Source organism: Comamonadaceae bacterium OTU4NAUVB1, from assembly GCA_024372625.1.
Classification (GTDB): Bacteria; Pseudomonadota; Gammaproteobacteria; order Burkholderiales; family Burkholderiaceae_C; genus Variovorax.
The window spans coordinates 976,640-993,849 of the sequence record CP099605.1 but is presented as its reverse complement, the minus strand read 5'-3'; the positions used below and the strand labels follow the sequence as shown (position 1 = coordinate 993,849).

The 17,210-nt window shown below is 71.5% G+C and carries 15 protein-coding genes; 5 read left to right on the top strand and 10 right to left on the bottom strand.

Going from position 1 to position 17,210, the window contains the following annotated elements; genetic code table 11:
• Position 1 precedes the first annotated feature (1 nt).
• From NF681_08000 to NF681_07980, 5 genes are all read right to left on the bottom strand, one after another.
• Entirely contained in the window at positions 2 to 1,234 is a 1,233-nt protein-coding gene (locus NF681_08000; GenBank protein ID UST55107.1) for an FAD-dependent monooxygenase, read from the bottom strand.
• Positions 1,235 to 1,242: 8 nt separating this feature from the next.
• Positions 1,243 to 1,563: a hypothetical protein gene (locus tag NF681_07995; GenBank protein UST55106.1), complete on the bottom strand. Its 321-nt coding sequence runs from the start codon at positions 1,561 to 1,563 to the stop codon at positions 1,243 to 1,245.
• A gap of 26 nt (positions 1,564 to 1,589) precedes the next feature.
• Positions 1,590 to 3,512, bottom strand: coding sequence for a ferrous iron transporter B (locus NF681_07990; GenBank protein ID UST55105.1), 1,923 nt, complete (start codon positions 3,510 to 3,512; stop codon positions 1,590 to 1,592).
• Positions 3,505 to 3,807: a ferrous iron transport protein A gene (locus tag NF681_07985; protein ID UST55104.1), complete on the bottom strand. Its 303-nt coding sequence runs from the start codon at positions 3,805 to 3,807 to the stop codon at positions 3,505 to 3,507. Before NF681_07985 ends, NF681_07990 begins: the two co-directional genes overlap by 8 nt.
• A 111-nt stretch (positions 3,808 to 3,918) precedes the next feature.
• Positions 3,919 to 6,813, bottom strand: coding sequence for an aconitate hydratase (locus NF681_07980; protein ID UST55103.1), 2,895 nt, complete (start codon positions 6,811 to 6,813; stop codon positions 3,919 to 3,921).
• Between the two features lie 296 nt (positions 6,814 to 7,109).
• On the opposite strand from NF681_07980, the gene NF681_07975 reads away from it, so the two are divergent.
• The 5 genes from NF681_07975 to NF681_07955 all read left to right on the top strand — a co-directional run bounded on the left by NF681_07975 (position 7,110) and on the right by NF681_07955 (position 10,775).
• Positions 7,110 to 7,613: a pyridoxamine 5'-phosphate oxidase family protein gene (locus tag NF681_07975; protein UST55102.1), complete on the top strand. Its 504-nt coding sequence runs from the start codon at positions 7,110 to 7,112 to the stop codon at positions 7,611 to 7,613.
• A 96-nt stretch (positions 7,614 to 7,709) separates the two neighbouring features.
• On the top strand, positions 7,710 to 8,639 hold the full coding sequence (locus tag NF681_07970) for an acyl-CoA/acyl-ACP dehydrogenase (GenBank protein ID UST55711.1): 930 nt from the start codon (positions 7,710 to 7,712) through the stop codon (positions 8,637 to 8,639).
• Positions 8,636 to 9,433: a PIG-L family deacetylase gene (locus NF681_07965; protein UST55710.1), complete on the top strand. Its 798-nt coding sequence runs from the start codon at positions 8,636 to 8,638 to the stop codon at positions 9,431 to 9,433. The genes NF681_07970 and NF681_07965 overlap by 4 nt, the downstream gene beginning before the upstream one ends.
• Positions 9,430 to 10,068, top strand: a complete 639-nt coding sequence (locus tag NF681_07960) for a class I SAM-dependent methyltransferase (GenBank protein ID UST55101.1) — start codon at positions 9,430 to 9,432, stop codon at positions 10,066 to 10,068. The genes NF681_07965 and NF681_07960 overlap by 4 nt, the downstream gene beginning before the upstream one ends.
• Positions 10,065 to 10,775, top strand: coding sequence for a glycosyltransferase (locus NF681_07955; protein UST55100.1), 711 nt, complete (start codon positions 10,065 to 10,067; stop codon positions 10,773 to 10,775). Before NF681_07960 ends, NF681_07955 begins: the two co-directional genes overlap by 4 nt.
• A 96-nt stretch (positions 10,776 to 10,871) precedes the next feature.
• Here the strand turns inward: NF681_07955 and NF681_07950 are convergent, their stop codons facing one another.
• From NF681_07950 to NF681_07930, 5 genes are all read right to left on the bottom strand, one after another.
• On the bottom strand, positions 10,872 to 13,466 hold the full coding sequence (locus NF681_07950; GenBank protein ID UST55099.1) for a bifunctional aconitate hydratase 2/2-methylisocitrate dehydratase: 2,595 nt from the start codon (positions 13,464 to 13,466) through the stop codon (positions 10,872 to 10,874).
• A 29-nt stretch (positions 13,467 to 13,495) separates the two neighbouring features.
• On the bottom strand, positions 13,496 to 14,131 hold the full coding sequence (locus NF681_07945) for a hypothetical protein (GenBank protein UST55098.1): 636 nt from the start codon (positions 14,129 to 14,131) through the stop codon (positions 13,496 to 13,498).
• A 114-nt stretch (positions 14,132 to 14,245) separates the two neighbouring features.
• Positions 14,246 to 15,262, bottom strand: coding sequence for an aldolase/citrate lyase family protein (locus tag NF681_07940; GenBank protein UST55097.1), 1,017 nt, complete (start codon positions 15,260 to 15,262; stop codon positions 14,246 to 14,248).
• A complete protein-coding gene (tam, locus tag NF681_07935; GenBank protein UST55096.1) occupies positions 15,259 to 16,041 on the bottom strand; it encodes a trans-aconitate 2-methyltransferase in 783 nt (260 codons plus the stop codon). The genes NF681_07940 and tam overlap by 4 nt, the downstream gene beginning before the upstream one ends.
• A gap of 8 nt (positions 16,042 to 16,049) precedes the next feature.
• Positions 16,050 to 17,042: a malate dehydrogenase gene (locus tag NF681_07930; protein ID UST55095.1), complete on the bottom strand. Its 993-nt coding sequence runs from the start codon at positions 17,040 to 17,042 to the stop codon at positions 16,050 to 16,052.
• Positions 17,043 to 17,210 lie beyond the last annotated feature (168 nt).

Here is a 17,210-nt window from a genome sequence, read left to right as displayed (position 1 = left end):
GTCAGCCGGCGTAGAGCCAGGGCACGTCCAGCAGCTTCGGGCCCAGGGCGCGCAGGCCGGCGTCGCGCGCGAGCCGGGCCGGACCCGACAGATGGAAGACGACCCCGTTGCGCCGGGCGCGCGCCTGTACCCGGGCGTTGCGCCGCCAGCGCGCGTCGGCATAGCGCGCCAGCGCGGCGGGCACGTCCGCGGCCGCCGCGTCGCCCAGCGCGTCGGCCAGCGCCACCGCGTCCTCGATCGCCATGCCCGCGCCCTGCGCCATGTACGGCAGCATCGGGTGCGCGGCGTCGCCGGCCAGCGCGACGCGCCCGCGCGCCATGCCGGACGGGCCGGCGAGCGGCGCGCGGTCGCACAGCGTCCAGGCGCGCCAGGCGGGCATCGCCTCGATCAGCGCCTGCAGCATCCCGCCGCAGCGGCCCGTGGCGCGCTGCAGGGCGTCGAGGCCGGTGGCCTGGTCCCAGTCGCGCGCGTCGCCGGCCGGGGCCGACTCGGCCAGCACGACGACGTTGAGCGCCGCGCCGCCACGCACCGGGTAGGCCACCGCGTGCAGTCGCGCGCCGAGCCAGACGCGCACGTCGGCGCCGCGCAGCGCGGCCGGCAGCGCGGCCTGCGGCACCAGCGCGCGCCACGCCGTGTGGCCGGTGACGCGCGGTGGCGGATCGGCCGGGCCGCTGACCTGGGCCCGCACGGCGCTCCACAGGCCGTCGGCGCCGATCAGGGCGTCGCCGGACCAGTGGCGGCCGTCGGCACCGTCGACGCGGACCGCTGCGTCGCCGGCGTCGATCCGGTCGATGCGCGCGCCCAGGTGGAGCGTGGTGCCGGCGCTGCCGCGCGCGGCGTCGAGCAGCATCGCGTGCAGGTCGGCGCGATGCACGCAGCAATAGGGCGCGCCGTAGCGCCGGCGCATGGCCTCCCCCAGCGGCAGCCGCGCGACGACGCCGTCGCCGCCGGTGCCACGCACCACCAGCGCATCGGGCACCGCCGCGATGCCGGCCAGCGCCCGCGCCAGCCCGAGCGCGTGCAGCCGCCGCGTGGCATTGGGACCCAGCTGCAGACCGGCGCCGACTTCGCCGAAGGCGTCGGCCTGCTCCAGCAGGTCGACGCGATGGCGCGGCGCCCGGACCGTGCGGTGCGCGGACATCGCGTCCCCATCGACGGCCGCGCCGCGCGCGAGCGCTAGCGCGCACGCAAGCCCGCCGATGCCGCCGCCGGCGACGAGGATGCGCGATGCCACGGCCGGCGTCAGCGTCCGGCGCGGGCCGGCGACGCGGGTCCCGCCGTGCCGGTCGCGCGCGCCGGGGCGGCCGCGCCGTCGACCGAGGCGCCGCCCCGCTGCGCGGCGGTCCCGCAGCTGCCGCAGCTGTCGCACGACCCGCAGCCCGAGGTCTTCGCGAGCGAGGCGGCCAGCGCCTCGGCGCGCCGCGCGTCGACCAGCCCGGCGCGCCGCGACCCGGCGGCGACCCGGCCCGCCGCCGCGCGCCGCCAGGTCGCCGGCATCCAGCGCCAGACGGCGTAGAGCGCGGCGCAGGCGACGATGAGTCCGACGATGATCTGCTGGGCCATTGGGAACCTCCGGTGGGATGGTCGCGTCAGCCCCAGCCCAGGGCCAGCGCGATGCGGTAGGTGACGAAGCACGCCAGGTAGGCGAGCCCGAAGAGGTAGCCGGCCATGATCCAGACGTAGCGCCAGGAGTTGGTCTCGCGGCGCACCGCCGCCAGGGTTGACAGGCACTGCGGTGCGAACACGAACCACACCAGCAGCGACAGCGCCGTCGCCAGCGACCAGCTGGTCGCGATCAGCGGCTCCAGCGCCGTGGCGACGCCCTCGCCGGTCGCCGACAGCGCGTACACCGTGCCCAGCGCACCCACCGCCACCTCGCGTGCGGCCATGCCCGGCACCAGCGCGATGGAGATCTGCCAGTTGAAGCCGATCGGCGCGAAGACGTGCTCCAGCCAGCCGCCGATCACGCCGGCGGCGCTGTACTGGATGGCCGGGCCGGTGGCGCCCTCGGGGGGCGACGGGAAGGTCGAGAGGAACCACAGCAGGATGGTCATCGTCAGGATGATCGTGCCCACGCGCTGCAGGAAGATCCAGGCGCGCTCGTACAGGCCGAGCGCCAGGTTGCGCGGGTTCGGCCAGCGGTAGGCCGGCAGTTCCATCAGCAGCGGGGAATGCACGCCGGCGTCGCCCGCCTGGCGGAAGCGCTTCATCACCCACGCCACGGCCATCGCCGAGACGATGCCGAAGACGTACAGCCCGAACAGCACCACGCCCTGCAGGTTGAAGACGCCACCGACCGTGCGCTCGGGGATGAACGCGGCGATCAGCAGGGCATACACCGGCAGCCGCGCCGAGCAGGTCATCAGCGGCGCGATCATGATGGTCGTCAGGCGGTCGCGCCAGTTGCTGATGGTGCGCGTGGCCATCACGCCGGGGATGGCGCAGGCGAAGCTCGAGAGCAGCGGGATGAACGAGCGCCCCGACAGCCCGACGGTGCCCATCACGCGGTCGAGCAGGAAGGCCGCGCGCGGCAGGTAGCCCGAATCCTCCAGCGCCAGGATGAACAGGAACAGGATCAGGATCTGCGGCAGGAAGACGATCACCCCGCCCAGGCCCGCCACCACGCCGTCGACCAGCAGGCTCTGCAGCAGGCCCTCGGGCAGGAGGCGGCCGACGAGTTCGCCGAGCGCCTCGGTGGCGCCCTTGATCAGGTCCATGGGCACGTTGGCCCAGCTGAAGACGGCCTGGAACATCAGGAACAGCGTCACGGCCAGCACCACCATGCCCCACACCGGATGCAGCACCACGCGGTCGATGCGGTCGCTCGCGGCCAGGCTGCCGACCGGCTCGGTGACCGCCAGACCCAGGATGCGGCGGACCTCGCGCTGCGTGGCGAGCACGTCGTCGAGCCGGGGCGCGATCCACGGCACCGGCGCCGCGGCGGCCACCGGCGCGTCGAGCGCGGCCAGCAGCCGGTCGGCGCCGCCGGCCTGCACGCCCACGGTCTCGATCACCGGCAGGCCCAGTTCGCGCGAGAGCACCGCGGTGTCCACGGCGATGCCCTGCTTCCTGGCCATGTCGGTCATGTTGAGCACCACCACCATCGGCAGGCCGAGCTGCCGGGCCTCCAGCACCAGGCGCAGGTTCAGGCGCAGGTTGGTGGCGTCGGTGACGCAGACGATCAGGTCGGGCAGCGCCTCCTTGCTGCGGCCGGTGACGATGTCGCGGGTGACGGCCTCGTCGGCCGACAGCGCGTTCAGGCTGTAGGCCCCCGGCAGGTCCAGCACGAAGACGCGGCGCCCGCCAGCGGTCTCCAGCACGCCCTCCTTGCGCTCGACCGTGACGCCCGCGTAGTTCGCGACCTTCTGGCGGCTGCCGGTCAGCAGGTTGAACAGCGCGGTCTTGCCGCAGTTCGGGTTGCCCAGCAGGGCGATGCGCTCCGGCGGCGCATCGGACGCCGGAGCCCCGGAACGCGCGGCGCCCGGATGGAAGACGAGCGTGGCCTCAGCCATGCCGCGTCGCCCCGGCCGTGACGTGGATGAACGACGCCTCGTGGCGCCGCAGGGCGAAGGTGGTGTGGCCCAGGCGCACGGCCAATGGCTCGCGCCCCGGCTGGCCGCTGGCCACGATGCGCACCGCCTCGCCGGGTACGAAGCCGATCTCGGTCAGGCGCAGGACGAGGTCGCGGTCCTCGGCCGCCTCGGGGCGGCGCAGGTCGATGACGGTCGCCCACTGGTGCGACGGGAATTGGTCGAGCCGCAGCACGGCGGCCTGCAGCGGCGCTGCGTCGGAGTCGGTATGGGGCACGGGCGGGACGCGCGTCGCGTCGGCGGACTGCGCGATGTCAAAAGCCAGATGCTAACCATTCTCAACTCGATCTGGGCCGAACCGCCTGCTTTTCCCTTCCGCGCTGCCGGCTCAGGCCGCCAGCAGTTGCCGCAGCACGAACGGCAGGATGCCGCCGTGGAGGTAGTAGTCGACCTCGATCGGCGTGTCGATGCGCAGGCGCACGGTGGCTTCCTGGCGGCTGCCGTCGGGCCGGTGCACGACCAGCTTCACGTCCATCTGCGGCCGCAGCGCGCCCTCGATCACGACGTCGATGCGCTCGTGGCCGGTCAGCCCCAGGCTCTGCCAGGAGTCGGCGCCGCGGAACTGCAGCGGCAGCACGCCCATGCCGACCAGGTTGGCGCGGTGGATGCGCTCGAAGCTGCGTGCCACCACGGCCTTGATGCCCAGCAGCTGGGTGCCCTTGGCGGCCCAGTCGCGCGACGAGCCGGTGCCGTACTCCTCGCCGCCGAAGACCACCGTGGGCACGCCCTGGTCGATGTAGGTCATGGCGGCGTCGTAGATCGCCATCTTCTCGTTGCCCGGCTGGAACAGCGTGTAGCCGCCCTCCTCCTGCGTGCCCTTGTCGTCCGGCGGCAGCATCAGGTTCTTGATGCGCACGTTGGCGAAGGTGCCGCGCATCATGATCTCGTGGTTGCCCCGGCGCGAGCCGTAGCTGTTGAAGTCGGCCTTGCCGACGCCGTGCGCCTTGAGCCACAGGCCGGCGGGCGAGCTGTCCTTGATGGCGCCGGCCGGCGAGATGTGGTCGGTGGTGATCGAGTCGCCGAACAGCGCCATGATCCGCGCGCCCTCGAAGCCGGGTGCCGCGCCCGCCTGCGGCGTCATCTCGAAGCCCTCGAAGAACGGCGGCTCGGCGATGTAGGTGGACGTCGGCCAGTCGTAGACCTCGCCGGTCGTGCCCTGGATGCTGGTCCAGAACTCGCCCGGGTCGGTCCGGACCTTGTCGTAGTTGGCGCGGAACGCCTTGGCGTTCATGGCGTGGCGCAGGTTCTCGTCGATCTCCTGGGGGGTCGGCCAGATGTCGCCGAGGTAGACGTCCTTGCCGCCCGTGCCCTGGCCCACCGGCTGGGTCATCAGGTCGACCATCACGTTGCCGGCGATGGCGAAGGCCACCACCAGCGGCGGCGAGGCCAGGAAGTTGGCCTTCAGGTTGGGATGGATGCGGGCCTCGAAGTTGCGGTTGCCCGACAGCACGGCCGCCGCGACCAGGTCGTTCTTGGTGATGACCTCGTTGATCTCCGGCGTCAGGTCGCCCGCGTTGCCGATGCAAGTGGTGCAGCCGTAGCCCGCCAGGTAGAAGCCCAGCTGTTCCAGGTAGGGCAGCAGGCCGGCCTTCTCCAGGTATTCGGTGACGATGCGCGAGCCTGGCGCCAGCGAGGTCTTGACGTGCGGCTTGACCTTCAGCCCCGCTTCCACCGCCTTCTTCGCCAGCAGGCCGGCACCCAGCATGACGCTCGGGTTGGAGGTGTTGGTGCAGGAGGTGATGGCGGCGATCAGCACGTCGCCGTTGCCGATGGTGATGCCGGCGTCCGCCCCGTCGGGCACGGTCGAGGCCGCCGCCGAGGCGCTGGTGTCGGCCGCCTCGCGGGTTGGGCGATTGGCCTCCATCTCGACCACCTGCCGGGGTTCGCCGGGCGCCGTGGGCGGCGCCTCGGCGTTGTCCGCCGCGCCGCCGGACGATGCCGGCGGGAGCGCGAAGCGGGCCTTGAGCTTGTCGGCCGGCTGGTTGAAGCCGTTGGCGTTGTTCGGCTTGCTGTAGAGCTCGGAGAACTTGGTCGAGAGGTGGCCGAGGTCGATGCGGTCCTGCGGACGCTTCGGGCCGGCCAGGCTCGGGGTGACGGTGCCCAGGTCGAGCTTGACGATCTTGGTGTAGTCGATGTCGCCCGGCGCGGGCATGCCGAACAGGCCCTGCGCCTTGTAGTAGGCCTCGAACCGCTCGATCTCCTCTTCGGTACGGCCGGTGCCCCGGAAGTACGCCACCGTCATGTCGTCGACCGGGAAGAAGCCCATCGTCGCGCCGTACTCGGGCGCCATGTTGCCGATGGTGGCGCGGTCGGGGACGGCGATGGAGGCGGCGCCGGGACCGAAGAACTCGACGAACTTGCCCACCACCTTCTCGCCGCGCAGGATGGCCGTGACGTAGAGCACCAGGTCGGTGGCCGTGACGCCCTCGCGCAGCTTGCCGGTGAGCTCGAAGCCCACCACGTCGGGCGTGAGCATGTAGACCGGCTGGCCGAGCATCGCCGCCTCCGCCTCGATGCCGCCGACGCCCCAGCCGACCACGCCGACGCCGTTGATCATGGTGGTATGGCTGTCGGTGCCCACCAGCGAGTCGGGGTAGTAGACCGGCACCTCGTCGGTGTCGTCGGCGCGCTTGTAGACGCCGCGCGCGAGGTACTCCAGGTTCACCTGGTGGACGATGCCGAAGCCCGGCGGCACGACGCCGAAGGTGTCGAACGCCTGCATGCCCCACTTCATGAACTGGTAGCGCTCGTGGTTGCGCTGGAATTCCAGTTTCATGTTGAGATCGAGCGCCTGCGGAGTGCCGTAGTGGTCGACCATCACCGAGTGGTCCACCACCAGATCGACCGGCACCAGCGGCTCGATGGCCTTGGGCGACTTGCCCAGTCGCGCGGCCACGCTGCGCATCGCGGCCAAGTCGGCCAGCAGCGGCACGCCGGTGAAATCCTGCAGCACCACGCGGGCGACGACGAACGGGATCTCGTCGGTGCGCTCGGCGTTGGGCAGCCAGTGGGCCAGTTGCTTGACGTTGTCCTCGCCGACCTTCAGGCCGTCGCAGTTGCGCAGCACCGACTCCAGCACGATGCGGATCGACACCGGCAGACGCGACACGCTCGGATACTGCTTGGCGAGCTCCTTGAGCGACCAGTACCGGCCCGAACGCCCCGACGGCGTTCGGAACGTCTTGAGCGTGGAGGCGAACGCGTGCGGGGCGGATGTGGCCATGAGGGGCTCCTTGGGAATGGCTGCGAACGTGGGGGGCGACATCGGCACGGGGATGGATCCGGTCCCGCGGACATCGACATCGGACGTTAACAGCCCGATGCCGCGACCGTCACCCGGACCGCCGACCAGCGCGCGTAGGACGGAGTCGCCTCGATCGTCGGCGACCGCGACAGCCTGGTGGGCCAGGACTTTCGTCGGTTCAGGACGACACGATCATCAGCCACGGGAAGGCCGGTGCGGGGCGCCCGCCGCCAGTAGGGTGCTCCGGTCACCAACCACACAACGGGAACTTCCAGATGGCCGACTCGAACGACAACACCCACCAGAAACTCTGGGAGCTGATCAAGGACACCCGCTTCGGCATGCTCACGCACCGCCACCACGACGGCCTGCTGCACAGCCACCCGTTGACCACCCAGAACAAGGACCTCGACGAGCACGCCACGCTGTACTTCTTCGTGCCCGCCGACGGCGACATCGCTCGCCACGTGGCGGAAGACGGCGTCGTGAACGTGGCCTACGCGAACACCGACAGCGACAGCTATGTCTCCGTGGCCGGCCGTGCCTCGATGCTCGACGACCTCGCCAAGAAGCAGGAACTCTTCAATCCCATGGCCAAGGCCTGGTTCCCCAACGGCCCGACCGATCCCAACACCGGTCTGCTGGCGGTGCACATCGAGGAAGCCGAGTACTGGGACGTCGACGACAGCAAGATGGTCCAGCTGCTGAAGATGGCCAAGGCCGCCCTGACCGGCGAAGTGCCGAAGAACCTCGGCGAGCACAAGAAGGTCGATCTCTGAGCCGGAAGACGCCCGGTGTCGCCCCGCGATGACGACGTGTTGGTCCGGCTCGCCGCGCTGCTCGCCGCCGGATCGGCGACGCCGACGCTCCAGGCCCTGATCGGGGCGGACACGGACCGTCTGCCACGGCCCGGCGCGGGCCGCACGCTCGCACGCTGGCGGGCACTGGCCGCCGTGGCCGCACGGGATCTCGCGCTGGTGAAGCTGTACGAGGGCCACACCGACGCCCTGGCCATCCTGGCCGAACTCGACGGTCCGCCCCCACCGGCCGCGAGCCGCTGGGGAACCTGGTGCGCGGAGCCGCCCGATGCGCGTGTCGAACTCCGCCCCGACCCGGACGGCCGGGGCGTCCGGCTCCACGGTACCAAGGCTTGGTGCTCGGGCGCCGCCATGTCGACGCACGCGCTGCTCAGCGCCTGGAACGACCGGGGCGAACCCTGTCTGGCCGCCGTCGCGCTCGACCAGCCGGGCGTCACGGTGACCTCCGATGGCTGGCACGCCGTGGGCATGGCGGACACGGGCAGCGTCGACGTGCGTTTCGACGGCGCCTTGGCGACCCCGGTCGGCCGGCCCGGCGCCTACGTGGCGCGTCCCGGCTTCTGGCAGGGGGGCGCCGGCATCGCCGCCTGCTGGTACGGCGGTGCCCAGGGCATCGCCGAAATGACACGCCGCCGGCTGGGGTCGAAACCCGACGCGCACCGGCTCGCGCATCTGGGAGCCATGGATGTCGCGCTGGCCGGGGCCGCCGCCACGCTGCGCGAGACGGCGGCGTGGATCGATGCCCATCCGCGCGCCGATGCCCAGCGTCCCGCGTCGCGCGCGCGGCTGACGGTCGAGGACGCGGCGACCCGGGTGCTCGACCACGCGGGCCGGGCGCTGGGCGCCGGTCCGCTGTGCCGCGATGCGCGCTTCGCGCGGGCGATGGCCGACCTGCCGGTCTTCCTGCGCCAGAGCCACGCCGAGCGCGACCTGGCGTCGCTCGGCGCCGGTCTGGTCATCGACGAGGATTCCCCGTGGACCCTGTGAACCCATCGCCCGCCGCCGAGCCGCCATCGGCGGACGAGGCCGCCAACGACCGCGCCATCGAAGGCGCCGGCACGCCGGAAGCCGACTGGCTTCCCTGGCTGACCCGGCGGCGGCTGCCCGAGATCGCGCCCGCCACCCTGGTGCCACCGGGCTGCCGCGCGGTGGTGGTGGCGCCGCACCCGGACGACGAGGTGCTGTCGGTCGGCGGCCTCTTCGGGCACCTGGCCGCCTTGGGACGCGAACTGCTGGTCGTGGCCGCGACCGACGGCACGGGCAGCCACGACGGGTCGCCGCTGTGGCCGCCCGAGCGGCTGGGCCGCGAGCGTCCCCTGGAGACCGAGCAGGCGCTCGCCCGGCTGGGCCTGTCGTGGTGCGAAGTGCGCCGCCTGGGTCTGCCCGACGGCGGCCTGATGGGATTGCGCGGCACGCTGGCCGAGCGCATCGCCGCCCTCCTGCGCCCGGGCGACGTCGTCTTCACCACGTGGCGTCTCGACGGCCATCCCGACCACGAGGCCACCGGCCAGGCCTGCGCCGCGGTGGCCGCGTGCATGGCGCTGCGACTCGTGGAGGTGCCGGTCTGGGCCTGGCACTGGGCGGCGGCGGGCGATGCACGCCTGCCCTGGTCGCGCGCGCACCGCGTGACGCTCGACGCTCCGATCGCGCGCCGCAAGGCCGACGCCGTCGAAGCCTTCCGCAGCCAGTTGCTGCCCGACCCGTCGACCGGCGCCGGACCGATCCTGCGGCCCACCACGGTCGAGCGGGCCCGGCGGCCGTTCGAGGTGGTGTTCGCATGAGCGCGATGGACAACGGGGGGAACGACGGCGGGAACGGCACCACCGACCGCCTGACCTACTTCGAGCGCCTCTACGGCGACAGTCCCGATCCCTACGGCCTGCGCACGCGCTGGTACGAGGCACGCAAGCGCGCCGCGCTGCTCGCCGCCCTGCCCCATCCGCGCTACGCCCGCGCCTACGAGCCGGGCTGCGGCGCCGGCGAGACGACCGCCGAACTCGCCATGCGCTGCGACGACCTGCTCGCCAGCGACTTCAGCCCGGGCGCGCTCGCGTCGGCCCGCGCGCGCACGGCGACGCTCGCCAACGTGCGCATCGCCTCGCACGTGCTGCCGCGCGACTGGCCCGAAGGCACCTTCGACCTCATCGTCGTGGGCGAACTCGGCTATTTCCTCGATGCGGAGGCGATGCGGTCGCTGGCGGCCCGCTGCCACGACGCGCTGGCCGAGGACGGCGTGCTGGCGGCCTGCCACTGGCGGCCCGACTTCGATGCCCGGGCACTGTCCACCGATGCCGTGCACGCCGCCCTGGCCGACCTGGGGCTGGCCCGTACCGTGCATCACGTCGAGGACGACTTCGTGCTCGACGTCTGGTGCCGCGACGCCCGCTCGGTCGCGCAACGCGAAGGCATCCGGTGATCGGCGTGATCGTTCCCGCGCACGACGAGGCCGACCACATCGGCGGCACGCTCGCCGCGCTGGCGCTGGCGGCACGCCATCCCGGCCTCGCCGGAGAGCCGGTGGAACTCCTGGTGGTGCTCGACAGCTGCGCGGACGCCACCGCGGACATCGTGCGGACGCACGGCGTGGCGTCCCTGTCGATCGCGGCGCGCAACGTCGGCCGGGCCCGGGCGGCCGGGGCGTCGGCGCTACTGGCGCGCGGCGCGCGCTGGCTGGCGTTCACCGACGCCGACACGCGGGTCGCGCCCGACTGGCTGGTGCGCCAGCTCGAACTGGACGCCGACGCGGTCTGCGGCTGCATCGGCGTGGCGGACTGGAGCGCGCATGGCGACCAGGCCGGCTTCATCCGTGACCACTTCGCCGTCACCTATCACGAGATGGACGGTCACCGCCACATCCACGGCGCGAACCTGGGCGTCTCGGCCGAAGCGTACGAGCGCGCCGGCGGCTTCCAGCCGCTGGCCTGCAGCGAGGACGTGGCGCTGGTCGAGGCGCTCCAGGCCAGCGGCGCGCGCATCGCCTGGAGCGCCGCGCCGCGCGTGACGACGAGCGCACGCGCCGATGCGCGTGCCCGTGGCGGGTTCGGCGACACCTTGCTGGCCGTCATCGCCGCGGGGCTGGCGGCCACCGCCGTCGCGACGACGGTGCAGCCGGCCATCGACTGACGGCCTCGGCCCGTCGCGGCGCGGCGCCCATGAAAAAGGCCCACCGGAGTGGGCCTCGTCATCGGGGCGCTGGCCCCGTGCGCATCGATCCGCGCGTCAGGCGGCGACGCCGTCGGCCACCGACTGGTAGTCCTCGATCTTGTCGAAGTTGAGGTACTGGTAGATCTGCGCGCTGGACGCGTCCAGCACGCCGACACCGTCCATGTACTCCTGCTTCGTCGGGATGCGGCCCAGGCGCGAGCAGATCGCGGCGAGTTCGGCGCTGCCGAGGTAGACGAAGGTGTTCTTGCCCAGGCGGTTGGGGAAGTTGCGCGTGGACGTCGACATCACGGTCGCGCCCTCGCGCACCTGTGCCTGGTTGCCCATGCACAGCGAGCAGCCGGGCATCTCGGTGCGCGCGCCGGCGTTGCCGAAGACGCCGTAGTGGCCTTCCTCGGTCAGCTGCTGCGCGTCCATCTTCGTCGGCGGCGCGATCCACAGCTTGACCGGGATGTCGCGCTTGCCCTCGAGCAGCTTGGAAGCCGCGCGGAAGTGGCCGATGTTGGTCATGCACGAGCCGATGAACACCTCGTCGATGGTGGCGCCGGCGACGTCGGACAGCGTCTTCACGTCGTCCGGGTCGTTCGGGCAGGCCACGATGGGTTCATGGATGTCGGCCAGGTCGATCTCGATGACGGCCGCGTACTCGGCGTCCTCGTCGCCCTTGAGCAGCTGCGGGTCCTTCAGCCAGGCTTCCTGGGCGGCGATGCGGCGCGCCAGTGTGCGGGCGTCGGCATAGCCCTCGGCGATCATCCAGCGCATCAGGGTGATGTTGCTGTTGATGTATTCCATGATCGGCGCCTTGTTCAGGTGCACGGTGCAGCCGGCGGCCGAGCGTTCGGCCGACGCGTCGCTCAGTTCGAAGGCCTGTTCGACCTTCAGGTCCGGCAGGCCCTCGATCTCCAGGATGCGGCCGGAGAAAATGTTCTTCTTGCCCTGCTTGGCGACCGTCAGCAGGCCGCTCTTGATGGCGTAGAGCGGGATGGCGTTGACCAGGTCGCGCAGCGTGACGCCCGGCTGCATCGTGCCCTTGAAGCGCACCAGCACCGATTCGGGCATGTCCAGCGGCATCACGCCGGTGGCCGCCGCGAAGGCGACCAGGCCGGAACCGGCCGGGAAGCTGATGCCGATCGGGAAGCGCGTGTGGCTGTCGCCGCCCGTGCCGACGGTGTCGGGCGTGAGCAGGCGGTTGAGCCAGCTGTGGATCACGCCGTCGCCCGGGCGCAGCGACACGCCGCCGCGGGTGGCCATGAAGTCGGGCAGCTCGTGGTGCATCTTCACGTCGACCTTCTTCGGGTAGGCCGCCGTGTGGCAGAACGACTGCATGACGAGGTCCGCCGAGAAGCCCAGGCAGGCCAGGTCCTTGAGCTCGTCGCGCGTCATCGGGCCGGTGGTGTCCTGCGAACCGACCGAGGTCATCTTCGGCTCGCAGTACGTGCCGGGGCGCACGCCCTGGCCTTCGGGCAGGCCGCAGGCACGGCCGACCATCTTCTGCGCGAGCGAGAAGCCCTTGCCGCTGTCCGCGGGGGCCTGCGGCAGGCGGAACAGCGTCGATGCCGGCAGGCCCAGCGCCTCGCGCGCCTTGCCCGTGAGGCCACGGCCGATGATCAGCGGAATGCGGCCACCGGCGCGCACTTCGTCGAACAGCACCTCGCTCTTGACCTGGAACTCGGCGATGACCTGGCCGTCCTTCAGGGCCTTGCCCTCGTAGGGGCGCAGCTCGATGGTGTCGCCCATCTCCATCTGGCTCACGTCCAGCTCGATGGGCAGCGCGCCGGCGTCTTCCATGGTGTTGTAGAAGATCGGCGCGATCTTGGCGCCCAGGCAGACGCCGCCGAACTTCTTGTTCGGGATGAAGGGGATGTCCTCGCCGGTGAACCAGAGCACCGAGTTGGTGGCCGACTTGCGGCTGGAGCCGGTGCCGACCACGTCGCCGACGTAGGCCACCGGCAGGCCGCGCGCCACGAGGTCCTGGATGAACCTGATGGGGCCGCGCTTGCCGTCCTCCTCGGGCTCGAAGGCGGCGCCGTCGCGCTTGTTCTTGAGCATGGCCAGCGCGTGCATCGGGATGTCCGGGCGCGTGGTGGCGTCGGGCGCGGGCGACAGGTCGTCGGTGTTGGTCTCGCCCGGGACCTTGAAGACGGTGAAGGTGATGCGCTGCGGCACCTCGGGACGGTCGGTGAACCACTCGGCGTCGGCCCAGCTCTGCATCACCGCGATGGCGTGGGCGTTGCCGCCGTCGGCCAGTTCCTTGACGTCGTGGAACTGGTCGAACATCAGCAGCGTCTTCTTCAGCCCTTCGGCGGCGACCGCGCCGACCTGCTCGTCCTTGAGCAGGTCGATCATCGGTCCGATGTTGTAGCCGCCCAGCATGGTGCCCAGCAGCTCGGTGGCGCGTTCGCGCGAGAGCAGCGGGTTCTTCTCGGTGCCGTGCGCCACGGCCGCGAGGTAGCTGGCCTTGACCTTGGCCGCATCGTCGACGCCCGCGGGCACGCGGTGGGTCAGCAGGTCGAGCAGGAACTCGCCGTCGGCACCGGGTTGCGCGGTCTTGAGCAGCTCGATCATCTCGGAGGTCTGCTTGGCCGTCAGGGGAAGCGGCGGGATACCGAGCGCGGCGCGCTCGGCGACATGGTCAACGTAGGCTTGCAACATCTTTTTCTCCAGGGCTGAAAGGAACTGACTTACTTGCCGGCGGCGCCGGGCTGCGGATCGGCGCCTTCGAACAGGCTCTTGGGCGGGTTCTTCTTCATCTCGTCGGCGAAGGCGAGCTGCTGCGGGGCCTGGCAGTCGTCGGCCAGCCGCAGGCCCATCTTCTGGTTCATGAGCATCGACTTGTTGGCGATCTGCAGCCACATGGCGCCCGCGCGAGGGTCTTCCAGGCGGATCGCGCCGGTGCGGCTCTCCACCGGATGCATGCGGTACTTCGCGCCCTTGGTGGAGACGCTGAAGAAGCCGGGCTTCTTCTCGTCGGCGGTGACGGTCACGTCGGCGCCGAGTTCGCACTGGATCTTGCCGGTGTGCACGAGCTGGGCGACGGCGAGGTCGGCGTCGTTGAGCGCGACGTCGGTGTTGGTGTCGACCGGCGTGACTTCCTCGACCGCCTTGGCGGCGCGGCGGGTGATCTGGCGGGTGGGCTTCTTCACGGCGGCCTTCGCGGCGGCGGTCTTGTCGGCGGCCTTGGGCGTCGCCTTGGCCGCGGGCTTGGCGGCGGCGCTCTTGGGCGCGGGCTTGGCCTTGTCGGCGTTCGCCGCACTCTGCGCGAACGTGGCGAAGGGCAGTGCCAGCGCGACGGCAGCGATCAGGACGTTGGTTTTCATGGAGCGGGGTTTCCTAGGAAGACAGGGACGGTGTGTGAGGAGTGCCTGGAGACGACCGCGTCGCCGGGGGCGATGCAAATCCGAGGCCAGGCCCGAAGTGGAGCGGGAAACGCGTCAACCGTTCCCCGCCGGTACGAACCAGGTCCGGGCCTCGGCCGGCAGGGACCGGCCCGTGGCATGGGCGCGTTCGAGCACCTGCCAGAAATGGCGGTAGCTCGCGCGGTCGTGCAGGACGCCGTCGATGCTGACGGGTGCCCACTGGGCGCGCCGGGCCGCCTCGACGATGCGGACGGCGACGTCGATCTCGCCCGCGTCGGGCGCGAAGGCTTCGAGGATCGGCCGGATCTGCGCCGGATGGATGCTCCACATGCGCGTGTAGCCGAACTCCCTCGCGGCGCGGCGCGCCGCCCGGCGCATCGCGTCCGCCTCGCCGAACTCGGTCACGACGCAGTGCGAGGGCACCTTGCCGTGCGCGTGCGCGGCCGAGGCGATCGCCAGCTTGGCACGCACCACCAGCGGATGCGAGAACTGGCCGGCCGCGCCCATGCCGCCGGCCGGGATGGCGCCGGCGTGGGCCGAGACGAAATCCATCAGGCCGAAGCTCAGCGACTGCACGCGCGGGTGTGCGGCGATGTCGAACGCGCGGTGCACCGCCAGCGGCGACTCGATCAGCACGTGCAGCGGCAGGTCGGCGGCGCCGGCGGCGTCGAGCGCGGCGGCGGCGCGCGCCACGTCGGCCACCGATTCGACCTTGGGCACCATCAAATGGCTCAGGCGCGCCCCGGCGTGGCCGGCGATGGCGGCCACGTCGGCCTCGAACGAGGAATGGTCCACCGGATGCACGCGCACGCCGACGCGGGCGCCGGGCGCGGCGCCCAGCGCCAGTTCGGTGACCAGCGCGGCGTGCTCGGTCTCGCCGCCGACGGGCGCGCCATCCTCGCAGTCGAGCGTGACGTCGAACACGCAGGCGCCGAATTCGGCCGTCATCTCGGCCTGCAGCGCGAGGCTCTTGCGCATGCGCGCCTCGACGCCGCTGTAGTGGTCGCACACCGGGAGCACCACGGCACCGGCCTGGGCGCCGAGCAGCACCGCGCGCGGGTGCGACGGATCGGAAGTCGTCGATGCGGTCATGTCGCCTTTCGCGCCACGATGAACAGTCGGGGGAACGCGAGCAGCCGCCGGCCATCGGCGCGTGGCGGGTAGGCCGCGTCGACGCGGCGCTCGTATTCGGCCAGGTAGCTCGTCCGCAAGGCGGGCGTCAGGCGGTCGATGAAGGGCTTGAGCCCGGTGGCCCGCACCCACTCGACGATCGCCTCGGGCGAGGCCAGCGGATGCTGGTAGATGGTGTGCCAGACGTCGACCGCCGCCGCGTCGCGCGAGAGCAGGTCGTAATAGCCGGCCAGCGGCAGCAGCTCGGTGCGCAGGCGGTCGGCATCGCCGATGGCCTCGCGCCAGGCCGGCTCGGCCGCGACCTCGCGCATCAGGCGATGCGTGGGCTCGGCGCGGTTGTCGGGCATCTGGATGGCCAGCACGCCGCCGGGGGCGAGCGCCGCGAACAGGCGCGGGATCAGCGCCTCGTGGTCGGGCACCCACTGCAGGGCGGCGTTGGCATAGATGAGATCGGGCGGAGCATCGGCGGCGGGCGTCCACCGCGCGATGTCGCCGGCTTCGAAGCGCGCGGCCGGCAGGCGCGTGCGCGCGGCGGCCAGCATGGCTTCGGAGTTGTCGATGCCGAGCAGCTCGGCATCGGGAAAACGTCGGGCGACGAGTTCGGTCGAGTTGCCCGGCCCGCAGCCGAGGTCGACCGCGCGCGTCGCGCCGGACAACGGAACCCGCGCCAGCAGCTCGGCGGCCGGGCGCGTGCGCTCGTCCTCGTAGCGGCCGTAGAGCGCGGGGTTCCAGTCGAGCATGGCGATGCTCAGCCCTTGATCAGGTGGGCCACGCCGGCCTGCTCGTCGGTCAGTTCCTTGAGCGTCTTGTCGATGCGTTCCTGGCTGAAGGCGTCGATCTCGAGGCCTTCGACGATCTTGTACTTGCCGCCTTCGGTGGTGACCGGGAAGCCGAACATCACGTCCTTCGGAATGCCGTATTCGCCGTTGGAGGGCACGCCCATGGTGACCCACTTGCCGTTGGAGCCCAGCGCCCAGTCGCGCATGTGGTCGATGGCGGCGTTGGCGGCCGAGGCGGCCGAGGACAGGCCGCGCGCCTCGATGATGGCCGCGCCGCGCTTGCCGACGGTCGGCAGGAAGGTGTCGGCATTCCAGGCCTGGTCGTTGATCTGGTCCTTGATGCCCTTGCCGCCGGCCGTGGCGAAACGGTAGTCGGCGTACATCGTGGGCGAATGGTTGCCCCAGACGGTGAGCTTCTCGATGTCGCCCACGGCGACGCCGGTCTTGGCGGCGATCTGGCTGGCGGCGCGGTTGTGGTCCAGGCGCAGCATGGCGGTGAAGTTCTCGCGCGGCAGGTCCGGCGCGCTCTTCATGGCGATGTAGGCGTTGGTGTTGGCCGGGTTGCCCACGACCAGCACCTTGACGTCGCGGCTGGCCACGTCGTTGAGCGCCTTGCCCTGCGCCGTGAAGATGGCGCCGTTGACGGCCAGCAGTTCGGCGCGTTCCATGCCGGGGCCGCGCGGGCGCGAGCCGACCAGCAGCGCGTAGTCGGCATCCTTGAAGGCGACCAGCGGATCGCCGGTGGGCACGACGCCGGCGAGCAGCGGGAACGCGCAGTCCTCGAGCTCCATGATCACGCCCTTGAGCGCCTTCTGGGCCTTCTCGTCGGGGATCTCGAGCAACTGCAGGATGACCGGCTGGTCCTTGCCGAGCATCTCGCCCGAAGCGATGCGGAACAACAGGGCATAACCGATTTGGCCTGCGGCGCCGGTGACGGCGACGCGAACGGGCTTCTTGCTCATGGGAAAAGACTCCAGAAGGTAATGGAAAACGGTGCCGGCGGGCGGATCCGGCCGCCGGGGCTGGCGTGCGCCGGATCGTCGGGGAAAACGCCATTGCACAAGTCCGGGCGGCATTTTAGTGCCGATTCTCACTTTGTTCGTTCATGTCTTGTGTCTTATATAAGATAT